At 61.1% G+C, this 12,028-nt stretch carries 10 protein-coding genes; all 10 read left to right on the forward strand.

The window, feature by feature from the left end; all coding sequences use genetic code 11:
• The first annotated feature begins 32 nt into the window (after positions 1-32).
• The 10 genes from EKM88_RS10080 to lysS all read left to right on the forward strand — a co-directional run bounded on the left by EKM88_RS10080 (position 33) and on the right by lysS (position 11,628).
• The gene (locus EKM88_RS10080) at positions 33-1,610 is read left to right on the forward strand and encodes a polysaccharide biosynthesis protein (RefSeq protein ID WP_125705794.1); all 1,578 of its coding nucleotides are present in this window, start codon (positions 33-35) and stop codon (positions 1,608-1,610) included.
• Positions 1,611-1,613: 3 nt separating this feature from the next.
• Positions 1,614-1,877: an RNA-binding S4 domain-containing protein gene (locus EKM88_RS10085; RefSeq protein WP_125705796.1), complete on the forward strand. Its 264-nt coding sequence runs from the start codon at positions 1,614-1,616 to the stop codon at positions 1,875-1,877.
• Between the two features lie 69 nt (positions 1,878-1,946).
• Entirely contained in the window at positions 1,947-2,339 is a 393-nt protein-coding gene (locus EKM88_RS10090; RefSeq protein ID WP_125705799.1) for an FtsB family cell division protein, read from the forward strand.
• A 79-nt stretch (positions 2,340-2,418) separates the two neighbouring features.
• Complete coding sequence (locus tag EKM88_RS10095) at positions 2,419-2,922, forward strand: S1 domain-containing RNA-binding protein (RefSeq protein ID WP_125705801.1); 504 nt, start codon at positions 2,419-2,421, stop codon at positions 2,920-2,922.
• 1,018 nt (positions 2,923-3,940) lie between these two features.
• A complete protein-coding gene (gene tilS / locus EKM88_RS10100; RefSeq protein WP_125705803.1) occupies positions 3,941-5,275 on the forward strand; it encodes a tRNA lysidine(34) synthetase TilS in 1,335 nt (444 codons plus the stop codon).
• Entirely contained in the window at positions 5,268-5,810 is a 543-nt protein-coding gene (gene hpt, locus EKM88_RS10105) for a hypoxanthine phosphoribosyltransferase (protein ID WP_125705806.1), read from the forward strand. The genes tilS and hpt overlap by 8 nt, the downstream gene beginning before the upstream one ends.
• 77 nt (positions 5,811-5,887) lie before the next feature.
• Complete coding sequence (gene ftsH, locus EKM88_RS10110) at positions 5,888-8,050, forward strand: ATP-dependent zinc metalloprotease FtsH (protein ID WP_125705808.1); 2,163 nt, start codon at positions 5,888-5,890, stop codon at positions 8,048-8,050.
• A gap of 120 nt (positions 8,051-8,170) precedes the next feature.
• Positions 8,171-9,067 (forward strand): Hsp33 family molecular chaperone HslO, encoded by an 897-nt coding sequence (gene hslO, locus EKM88_RS10115; RefSeq protein WP_125705810.1) that lies wholly within the window; start codon positions 8,171-8,173, stop codon positions 9,065-9,067.
• Positions 9,057-10,076: a tRNA dihydrouridine synthase DusB gene (gene dusB / locus EKM88_RS10120; RefSeq protein ID WP_125705813.1), complete on the forward strand. Its 1,020-nt coding sequence runs from the start codon at positions 9,057-9,059 to the stop codon at positions 10,074-10,076. The genes hslO and dusB overlap by 11 nt, the downstream gene beginning before the upstream one ends.
• Before the next feature lie 61 nt (positions 10,077-10,137).
• On the forward strand, positions 10,138-11,628 hold the full coding sequence (gene lysS / locus EKM88_RS10125; protein WP_125705815.1) for a lysine--tRNA ligase: 1,491 nt from the start codon (positions 10,138-10,140) through the stop codon (positions 11,626-11,628).
• Positions 11,629-12,028 lie beyond the last annotated feature (400 nt).

Raw genomic sequence — 12,028 nt, forward strand, 5'->3', positions numbered from 1 at the left:
TGTCTCGTATCAGCCGCAAAGGAGGGCCCTCGGTGCAAAATGACCAGATGAAAACGCTGATGAAAGGCGCGTGGCTGTTGAGCCTCACAGGGCTCATCGCCAAGCTGCTCAGCGCGGTGTACCGCGTGCCGTTCCAGAATTTGGTCGGTGACACGGGTTTTTACGTGTACCAGCAGGTGTACCCGCTGTACGGCATCGGGATGACGTTTGCGCTGTCCGGCTTTCCGGTGTTCATCTCTAAGTTGATCGCGGAGGCGCGCGAGCCGGAAACCCAGGCAGAGATCACGCATCATGCGCTGGTTTTGATGACGTGGCTGGCGGCGGGGATGTTCCTCGTCTTGGAGCTGGGGGCCGATTTGATCGCGCGCCTGATGGCGGATGCGGCGCTGGCCCCAATTATCCGCAGCGTGGGGTTGATGTTTCTCACGATGCCGGTGCTGGCCACAGCGCGCGGCTACTTCCAAGGCACCTTTGATATGACCAAAACGGCGGTCAGTCAGGTCGTCGAGCAGGTGGTGCGCGTCGCGGTGATCCTGATCGCGGCGTGGATCGCGGTGCACCGCGGCTGGGACCCGTACCGCATGGGCGCGTGGGCGATGAGCGGTGCGTTTTTCGGCGGATTAGCGGCGCTGGCCACGGTGTGGTGGGCGTACGCCAAGGTGTTCCGCGGCAAACACTTCGCCTTTGCCGGCTTCAACCATTACCTCGCGCTATTTCGGCGCTTCCTGCACGAAGGTGGCTCGATCGCGCTGTTTGCCACGATGCTGATCGTGCTGCAGCTGATCGACAGCTTTACCGTCACGCGCGGGTTGGCCGCGCAAGGCGTGGTCCCGGAAACCGCCAAGGCGCTCAAAGGGGTGTACGACCGCGGCCAGCCGCTGGTGCAACTGGGGCTGGTGGTGGCCACCTCGCTATCGGCAACGCTTTTGCCGAGCCTGACGCGCTCGTTTGCCAAGGGGCAGATGACCACGTTCCTCACCACGGCGCGGCAGTTGATCCACTTCAACCTGTCGCTGTCACTGGCGGCGGCCAGCGGGCTGATCGCCTTGATGCCAGCCATCAACTGGTTGCTGTTCGGGGACATGGCAGACAAGACCACGCTGCGCATTTACACGCTGAGCATCGTGCTGGTGGCGATGGTCAACGCGTACAACGCCATTTTGCAAAGCCTTAACCGCTTCCGCATCACGACGTACGCGCTGATCGCAGGCTTCGTGCTCAAGCTGGTGATCAACCAGCCGATGGTGATGCTGTACGGCACTAAGGGTGCGGCGATCGCCACCGTGCTGAGCCTGGCGGTGATCCTCGTCCTGTTGTATATCCAGCTACCGGACGTGATTCGACGCCCGGACCCGCGCCAATTCGAGCTGCGGCTGTTTCTGGTGATCAGCATCATGAGCGTCACGGTGCACGAGATCGCGATCCATTATGTGCTCCAGTCGCGCATGGATGTGCTGAACCTGGTGGCGATCACCGTGCCGACCGGCGTGGTGCTTTACGTGGTGCTGGCGGCGGTGCTGAAGCTGTATACTGTCCGCGAGGTCCTGTCGATCCCGCTGGGGCGCCGATTCATGAAGTTTTGGACCAAATTAACGCAACGGAAAGGATAACTCATGCGATTAGATAAATTTTTGAAGGTATCGCGCATCATCAAGCGGCGGACAGTGGCCAAGGAGATCGCAGATAAGGGCCGCATCACGATCAACGGCAAGCTGGCGAAATCATCCAGTGATGTCGCGATCGGGGATGTGCTCGTCATCGCCTTTGGCAACAAGACACTGACCGTGAAGGTGCAAGCGCTGGTCGAAACAACGAAAAAAGAGTTGGCCAACGACATGTACACGGTCGAAAGTGAGACCTACAAGGAAAATTACTGAAAAGCCGTGCGCGGAAAACGGATTCTTTGCTATACTAGGGCTAACTAACGATGCAAGGTGGGATGTGGCATGGCGCAGTCGAAAATTCAATTGCTTCACCCGGCCTCGGCCGCCGCACCGAAATCCGCGGCACCGCCAGCCGGCCCGGCCCGGCACACGAAAGTGCACCGGCGCCGGCTGATCGTGCTCGGGTGTGCGCTGCTCACCATCTGCGGCGTGGGCGGCGTGCAGCTTTTCTCGACGCAGCAGGCGATCACCACGAAGACGGCCGCGGTGCAGGACGCGAAGCAATCGCTGACGAAGGTCCAGACGCAAAAGCACAATTTGAAGGTGCAGATCGATCAGCTCAAAAATGAGGAATACCTCGCCAAGTTAGTGCGGCAGCGGTACATGATGTCCAAGCCAGGCGAAACGGTTTTCTCATTACCAGACCCTGGGGCCGACACGCAGACCACTCGCTAAAAGGCGGGCCGATTGCTTGCGCGTCGGCTTTTGCATGGTATACTAAGAGACACAATTCACTAGGAGGACGACTTTTTATATGGCAGTTGAAGTTGGCGCAAAGGTTTCCGGCAAGGTCACCGGAATCACGAATTTTGGCGCCTTTGTTGATCTGGGAGACGGTAAGACGGGGCTGGTGCACATCAGTGAGGTTTCAGACGCATTCGTCAAGGACATTCACGATGTGCTGACCGTCGGCGATACCGTGACTGTCAAAGTCATGTCCATCAAGGAAGGCAAGATCGGCCTGTCGATCCGCAAGGCGGTCGACAAGCCAGCCGGTGAACACCACGACCGGCGCGAACACCCCAGTGCCAGTGGCCCTCGGCCGAGCGCACCGCATGCGGGGAGTAACGCCCACGCGGCCAAGCCGCACCGCGAGTTTGCCGGTGGCGCGAAGCCATACGGGAACAAACCGCAGGGACCCAAGGACGATTTTGACAGCCTGATGTCCGGGTTCTTGAAGGAAAGCGAAGACCGGTTGAGCAGCCTACGCCGCAACACGGAAGGCAAACGCGGCGGCCGCGGTGGCCGGCGCTCCTAACCTGCACGCCGACCATCGCCAGCATCTTTCTGAGACGCTGACGGGGTCGGCGTTTTGTGTCCCAGAGCGAAGTGGCGCGGTTATAAGGGTTGGGCTTTCTACACATGTCAGGCTGTAACTCACTGCGTTCGAACAGCCTGATCAAATCCAGCCTGACGCTTGCGCCCGATCTTAGGCGCGAGTGGCAGGATGACTTAGACCGCGCACCCTTATGCGCCACGTAGCTCGACGAACCAGAGCGAAGCAAAGCGCACTTAGCGGGATGGATAGCCTAGAGAGTGTTTTAAAATCCCGGACTCCGGTTCAGCCAGTGCCACTTCCAGCGCCGGCGAGTGGCGGCGGAACGCGTGGGGCTCTCTGGAGCCTGCGTGCCAGCGCAGCTCGCACGCTGCTGAAGGAAGCGAAGCGACCGGAAGCACAAGTCTCCAGACCCGCCCTTGCTGTAAGCCGGCAAAGACCGCCAGCTAACAGCAATTTCACGCCTCCGGTCGCGATGCTCCCTATGGTGGCTTGCGGCGTTGCCGGCAAGCGCGCTGGCTCGCCACCCGCCTCCACTTCCAGTTTCACTGGCTGAACCTCCGTCCTCTGATTATGGTCAACTCAGATATCCGAAGAAATGGGTATATTTTCGAACCAACGAGTATCGAAATATGGGCGACTCAGGTATTTAAAACACACCCTAGGGTTGGTGCTTGCGCCCGTACATAGGACCGAGTGCCAGCCCGTAGCAAAGCACTGCTGTGGAACGAGGCGAAGCTGAACGGAAGCAAGCCGCGCCCGCATTGCGCCACGCGGCTCTACGAAGGCTGGAAAACAGTCAACGAGGCAGGAAGTGGGTCGCGTTAGGGCTCAGGGCAAAGGCCCGGAAAATACTTGGGCCCGCACTTAGACAAGACGCCGGTGACACCCAGCCAGAATCCGCCTTAAGGCTGAGCCTCGGGTGGGGGCCGGTGTGTTATGGTAAGTGACATCCTGTCACAAGGGCAGCGTGTGGGAGCGCACGCGGAAAGGAGTCGCCATGCTTGATGGGGCGCAATTGATGGCACCGTACGCGCTGACGCCGGGGACCGGGGTCGTGGTGGCGGTGTCTGGCGGCGTCGATTCAATGGTCTTAATGACGCTGTTGGCGCCGCTGCATCCGCATCAGTTGCGGCTAACGGTGGCGCAGTATGACCACCAGCTGCGCCCGACCAGTGCGGCCGAACAGGCGGCGGTGGTGGCTTACGCCAAGCAGCTGGGCCTGCCCGTACAAACGGGCCGCTGGGAGCGGTCGGCGCAGCCGCATGCGGGGCTTGAGGCCGCCGCGCGCACGGCGCGCTACGCCTTTTTGACCGCCACGGCGCACGCCTGTGGGGCCACCGTCATCGCCACGGCCCACCACGCCGATGATCAGCTTGAAACGCTGCTGTTTCGCCTGACGCGCAGCGGGCGCGCCCGCGCGCTCACCGGGATCGCGCCGGCGCGCCCATTGGGCGACCTGACGGTGATCCATCCGCTCCTGGCTGTGGCCAAGGCTGAACTCCAAGCGTTTGCGGCCGCGCATGCGGTGCCGGTGCTGGAGGATGCGAGCAATCGGGACTTGCGGTTCAGCCGCAACCAGTTGCGCGCGCAGGTGGTGCCGGTGCTGAAGGCGCAAAACCCGCAGGTGCTGGCGCACACGACGCGGCTGACCACCGAGCTGAGCGGCCTGATCGCCCTGGCTGATCAGCAGGCCAGCCAGCTGCTGACGGCGGCGGCCGTGGGGTCGGACACGGTGGACTGGCACCCGTTTTTGGCACAAGCGCACAGCACCCAGCAGGTGCTGTTGCAGGCGCAACTGCGCGCCTGGCAGTGTCACCTGCCGCAGGCGACCCAAACCGCACTTTTGCAGGCGCTGCAGCAGGCGCCGGGGGCGCGCACGTTTGCTGCGGGGGCGGTGACGCTGACCGTCAGTGACCACCGCCTGCACCGTGTGCGCGTTGCGGCGCCGGCGATGACGCCGGTGGTGCTGGCGGCGGCGGAACAGTGGTACGCGGTGCCAGGCGGGCGCATCGGGCGGTTTGCCACTCGGCCGTCGGAAGCGACCGAGTGGGCGCTGGTACCGGCCGGGCCGCTGACGGTGCGCACGCGCCGGCCGGGCGATCGACTGGTGCTGCCTAACGGGCAGCACCAGCTCCTGCGGCGCTTTTGGATCAACGCGAAAGTGCCCACTTGGGCGCGTGCCACGCGGCTGATCGCCTGCACCGAAGACACGGTGGTGTGGGTGCAGGGAAAGGAACGGGCACAATTGTTTCAAGTGCCGCAAACTGATATAATTCAAGCTGTACTGGCATTTCAAACACTCACCGAGGGGACGACACAACCACATGAATGACGATATTCTCAAAGTGCTGTATTCCAAAGAAGACATCGCGGCCATCACGGCGCGGCTTGCCCAGGAGATCAAGCGCGATTATGCCGGTAAGCGGCCGCTGGTCGTGGGGATCTTGAAGGGGGCCATCATGTTCATGACGGACCTCGTGCGCGAGGTGGACGATTACCTCGAAATCGATTTTATGGACGTGTCGAGCTACGGGGATGCCACCGAGTCCAGCGGCGAGGTCAAGATCATCAAGGACCTCGACACGAGCGTCGCCGGGCGCGATGTGCTGATCGTCGAGGACATCGTGGACACCGGACGGACGCTGAGCTACCTCATGCGCCTGTTTGCGACCCGCGATGCCAAGTCCGTCAAGATCTGCACGCTGATGGACAAGCCCGAGCGGCGGGTCAAAGAGGTCAAGGCGGATTACGTCGGCACGGCGGTGCCCAACGAGTTCGTGGTCGGTTACGGGTTGGATTACGCGGAACGGTACCGCAACCTGCCTTACATCGGGGTGTTGAAGCCGGAAGTGTACGCGCACCCCTGAGGGGCTGCGAAGATTAGCGGTGTGGTTGCCTGTGCGCAGTCGGCCCACCAGAACTTAAACGTTGCTGGAGGTTATGCATGAATAAAAAACAAAACGGGATGTTCGGCGGCACCTTAATGTATGTCGTGATGTTCGTCTTCCTGGTCGCCGCATTTGCGCTTTACCTGCGCGGCAGCGGTGGTAGCCAGACCCAGGAGTTGCAGTCGAGTCAGTTCGTGACGCAGCTGAAACAAGATAAGATCAAGTCGTTTGACATCCAGCCCTCCGGCGGGGTGTACAAGGTGTCCGGGGAGTACCGCAAGGCGCAGAAGCTGACGGGCGACTCTGCCAACACCCTGAGCCTGATCGGTGGCGCTGAGCAAGCGACCACCAAGCACTTCACGGCCTACGTGACCCCGAATGATTCCACGCTGGCGGCGATCGACAAGGCCGCCGCGGCCAACAAGGTGAAAACCAACACGCTGACCGAGTCCCAGTCCGGGACTTGGCTGAGCATTGCCATCACCGTGGTGCCGATGTTATTGATCCTGGTCTTCTTCTACATGATGATGAACCAGGCCGGCCAAGGTGGCGGGGGCAACGGTCGCGTGATGAGCTTCGGCAAGTCCAAGGCCAAGCAGGCGGACAAGAAGGCCAACAAGGTGCGTTTTGACGACGTTGCGGGGGCCGAGGAAGAGAAGCAGGAACTGGTCGAAGTCGTTGAGTTCCTGAAGGATCCGCGCAAGTTCTCCGGCCTGGGGGCGCGCATTCCGTCTGGGGTGCTGCTCGAGGGCCCTCCTGGGACGGGTAAAACCCTGCTGGCCAAAGCGGTGGCCGGTGAGGCCGGCGTGCCGTTCTTCTCGATCTCCGGGTCGGACTTCGTGGAAATGTTCGTCGGGGTCGGGGCCAGCCGGGTCCGGGACCTGTTTGACCAAGCCAAGAAAAACGCGCCGTCCATTATTTTCATCGATGAAATCGACGCGGTCGGGCGCCAGCGTGGCGCCGGCATGGGCGGCGGTCATGATGAACGCGAACAGACCCTGAACCAGTTGCTGGTCGAAATGGACGGGTTCACCGGGAACGAAGGCGTCATTGTGATGGCGGCCACCAACCGGTCCGATGTCCTCGATCCGGCGCTGTTGCGGCCGGGCCGATTTGACCGGAAGATCCTGGTCGGGCGGCCTGATGTGAAGGGCCGCGAAGCGATCCTGAAGGTGCACGCGAAGAACAAGCCGTTTGCGCCAGACGTTGACCTCAAGGAAATCGCACGGACCACCCCAGGCTTTGTCGGGGCGGACCTTGAAAACCTGCTGAACGAAGCGGCCTTAGTGGCGGCTCGCCGCAGCAAGAAGGCCATCGATGCCAGTGACATCGACGAGGCCGAAGACCGCGTCATGGCCGGCCCAGCCAAGAAGGACCGGGTCATGAGCGAAAAAGACCGCACTATGGTGGCCTACCACGAAGCCGGCCACGCCCTGATCGGGCTCGTGCTGTCCGACTCCCGCGTGGTGCGCAAAGTCACCATTATCCCACGCGGCCGCGCCGGCGGTTACGCGATCACCCTGCCAAAGGAAGATCAGTTCATGCTCACCAAGAAGGACATGATGGAACAGATCGCCGGGCTGATGGGCGGCCGCACCGCCGAAGAAATCGTGTTCGGCGTCGAAGCGACCGGGGCGTCCAACGACTTTGAGCAGGCAACCAACATGGCCCGCGCGATGATCACCCAGTACGGGATGAGCGACCGCATCGGCACCGTGACCCTGGAATCCAACGGGCAACCGTTCGTGGGCGCCAACTACGGGCAGATGCCACCATACTCCCAGGACACGGCGGCGGCCGTTGATGATGAGATCAAGCGCATCATTGACGAAGGCCATCAGCAGGCGCACGACATCATCGAGAGCCACCGCGAGCAGCACAAGGCGATCGCTGAGGCCCTGCTCAAGTACGAAACCCTGAACGAGAAGGAAATCCTTGCGATCTTCACGACCGGTCAGATGCCGGAGAAGAAGCAAGATGAGTTCCCAAGCGAAAAGGCCGCCTCGTTTGAAGAGGCAAAGAAGGCCTTGGAGCAAAAAGATGCGGAGAAGCAGGCAGCAGAAGCCAGCGGCCACAAGCCGGCGGAAGATCAGGCGACCCCTGACCAGGCCCCGGATGGTGACGCGCCGGACGGGCAGCCGGACGTCACGCCGACCCCGGATCCTGCCGCACCGACTGACCCTGCGCCAAAGGATGACAATTCCAGCGACGGGGAATAAACATGAAGAGACGGGCCTGGCTCGTCTCTTTTTGCGTGGTGGGGCGCACCGCTGAGTTGGCGACCACGCCAGATTCTGGTATGATATTGGCGTTTAGCACCAAACAAAGGAGAAATACGCATGGGAGATAAACTGATCACCGCCGTCTCAACCGATGGCGCGTTTCGCATCTTTGCCGTGAACGCGACCGAGACCGTGCAGACGGCTCAGCAGCGCCACGACACTTGGTCTGCCGCCAGCGCCGCGCTGGGGCGCACGCTGGTGGCGACTAGCCTGCTGGCCGCGGCCGGCCTCAAGAATGACGACGACCTGCTGACGGTGCGCCTCAAGGGCGATGGCCCGGTCGGTGCGATCGTGGCGGACGGCACCGCGCAAGGCACCGTGCGGGGTTACATTCAAAACCCGCACGTGACCCTGCCGCTGAACCCCGTCGGCAAAATCGACGTGGCGCGCGCCGTCGGGCACACCGGGTTGCTGGCCGTGACCAAGTCCGTCGGTGTCGGTGATCCGTTCACCGGCCAAGTGCCGCTGGTGTCCGGCGAGCTCGGGGAGGATTTTACCTACTACCTGGCTAAGTCCGAACAGATCCCGGCGGCGGTCGGGCTGTCCGTGTTCGTCAACGCGGACAACACGATCCAAGTCGCCGGCGGCTTCATGGTGCAGGCCCTGCCTGGCGCCAGTGATGACGCGCTGGCGCAGGTCGAAACCACCCTCAAGACCCTCCCACTGGTGTCTGAGATGCTCAAGGCGGGGCTGACCCCGGAACAGATCGCGGCCAAGGTGATGGGGGCCACCCCGATCAACGTCGTGGCGACGGCGCCGCTCAGTTTTGCCTGCACATGCAGCAAGGTGCATTTTGCCGAGATCATTGCCACTTTGGCACCCAGCGATATTCGCCAGATGATCGAAGAGGACCACGGCGCAAGCGTCACCTGCAAATTCTGCGGGGCGCGCTACGCTTACTCAGAAGCTGAACTCACGGACTTACTGCGAAAGGCGGCCCCACATGACAACTAATCCACTCGAATGGCACATCGGTAATGTGACGATCCCCAACCGCGTTGTGGTGGCGCCGATGGCCGGCATCACCAACGCGGCGTTTCGCGTCACCGCCAAGGAGTTTGGCGCCGGGCTGGTCGTCTGTGAGATGATCTCCGACCGCGGCATTATGTACCACAACCAGAAGACCCTGAGCATGCTGTTCGTGGATCCGCGCGAGCACCCGATCTCCATTCAGATCTTCGGCGGCACCAAGGAGACCCTGGTGAACGCGGCCAAGTTCATCGACCAAAACACCGAGGCCGACATCATCGACATCAACATGGGCTGCCCCGTGCCCAAGGTGACCAAAACCGACGCCGGCTCCCACTGGCTGCTGGACCCGAACAAGGTCTACGAAATGGTGGCAGCGGTGGTGGACGCCGTGCACAAGCCGGTGACCGTGAAAATGCGTACCGGCTGGGACGAGGACCACATCTACGCGGTTGAAAACGCCCTGGCCGCCGAACGCGCCGGGGCCAGCGCCTTGGCCATGCACGGCCGGACGCGCAAGCAGCTGTATTCCGGCCACGCCGACTGGCACATCCTCAAGGAAGTCAAAAGCCAGTTGCACATTCCGTTCATGGGCAACGGCGACGTGCGCACCCCTGAAGACGCGCAGCGCATGCTGACCGAGGTGGGTGCCGATGCCGTGATGATCGGTCGTGCCGCGTTGGGCAACCCGTGGATCCTGCGCTCAGTGGAAACCTACCTGCGCATCGGCGAGCTCGTGCCTGAACCGGCCCCCCGCGAAAAAATCGCCACCGCCAAGCTACAGCTGCACCGTTTGGTCGAGCTCAAGGGTGAGGACTTGGCCGTGCGGGAGTTCCGCTCCCAGGCGGCGTACTACCTCAAGGGCATTCCGCGCGCGGCGCGCACCAAGAACGCGGCCATGGCGGCGGAAACCGAGCAAGGCGTGGTCGACATCTTTGACGCCTTTGTCGAAGAAACCGAGGCCCACGATGCAGCAAAGCAGGCGGCCCGCTAGGCGGTTGCATTTTGCCTGAAACATTGGCAGAATACCTGTGGAAGACAAAACGGAGGATGACATGGCAAAGGAACAGCAAAGTGAATTGAACGACCAGATGATCGCGCGCCGTCAAAAGATGGACGCGCTGCGTGAGGCGGGCATCGACCCGTTCGGCACGCGCTTCGACCGCACGCACCTGGCGGCCCAGCTCCACTACAGTTACGACCAGGAGGATAAGGACCAGCTGCTCGACGCCACGCCTGAAGTGACGATCGCCGGGCGGATGATGTCCAAGCGTGGCAAGGGGAAGGTCGGTTTTGCGGACCTGCGCGACCGCTCCGGCCGCATTCAGATCTACGTGCGTAAGGACATGGTCGGCGAAGAGAACTACCAGATCTTCAAGAAGGCCGACCTGGGGGACTTCATCGGCGTTCAAGGGGACGTGATGAAAACCGATGCCGGGGAGCTGACCGTGCGCGCCACGCACCTGACGCACCTGAGCAAGGCCCTGCGCCCGCTGCCCGACAAGTACCACGGGCTGACCAACGTGGAGCAGATCTACCGCCAGCGCTACCTGGACTTGATCGCGAACGACGACAGTTTTGACCGCTTCGTCCGCCGCAGCAAGATCATCAGCGCCGTGCGCGAGTACCTGGACGGCAACGGCTTCCTCGAAGTTGAGACGCCGGTGTTGCACAACCAGGCCGGCGGCGCGAGCGCCCGGCCGTTCATCACGCACCACAACGCGCTGAATATCGACCTGTACCTCCGCATCGCCCTTGAGCTGCACCTCAAGCGCCTGATCGTCGGGGGAATGGAGCGCGTCTACGAAATTGGCCGCGTGTTCCGCAACGAAGGGATCGACACCAAGCACAACCCAGAGTTCACGGAGCTTGAGACCTATGCCGCTTACTGGGACCTGACCGATGTGATGACCGAAACGGAAGGCATCTTCCGCTTTGCCGCCAACAAGGTGCTGGGCACCGGCAAGATCAGCTACCAGGGCCAAGCCCTCGATTTAGAGGCTCCGTTTGCGCGTCTGCACATGGTGGATGCCATCAAGGCTCAGACCGGCGTGGACTTCTGGCAGCCGATGACGGTCGATGAAGCCAAGGCTCTGGCGGATGAAAAGGGTGTGCACTACGAGGCCTACTGGACGGTGGGCCATATCATCAACGCTTTCTTTGAGGAATTCGTCGAAGAGACCCTGATCCAGCCGACTTTCATCTACGGGCACCCGATCGAGGTTTCCCCGTTGGCCAAGAAGAGTGTCGCTGATCCACGCTTTGTGGATCGCTTTGAGCTTTTCATCGACGGGGGCGAGTACGCCAACGCCTTCACCGAACTGAACGACCCCATCGATCAGCGCGCGCGGTTTGAAGCCCAAGCGGCAGAAAAAACTGCGGGTAACGACGAAGCGCAAGGCATCGATGATGATTACGTCGAAGCACTGGAGTACGGCATGCCGCCAACCGGTGGACTGGGTATCGGGATCGACCGGCTGGTGATGTTGCTGACCGACGCGGCCTCGATTCGTGATGTGCTGTTGTTCCCGACCCTGCGTCCATAATTCACCACCACAAAAGGTTCCCGCTTGCGGGAACCTTTTTGCGTGGCTGCGAGCGGTCAGGCGGTGGTGTGGAAAACGCGAAGAATTTGGTCGCGAAAGGGATGCAATTTCCGGTAAAACCAAACAATCAATCGGCCGTTTTTGACTAAGTTCGGGATTGTGAAAAAGTAGCAAAATTGGTTGACGCTGTGCCCGCATCCTGATAAGATAAAAGGCGTCGTTGAGGCAACGAGGGCGCAAACGTGGTCACCGAAATTAAAACTTTCGGTTGACACTTACGGCTCTGGATGATAAGATTTCTAAGTTGTCTTTTGGACAAAGTAGTCCTTTGAAAACTGAACAAAGTTTCGTAAATGTGATAGGGTCTTCGATCTTGAATCGAAGAGAATTAAAACATTGC

Origin of the sequence: Lacticaseibacillus daqingensis, from assembly GCF_003946115.1 — a bacterium.
Lineage (GTDB): Bacteria > Bacillota > Bacilli > Lactobacillales > Lactobacillaceae > Lacticaseibacillus > Lacticaseibacillus daqingensis.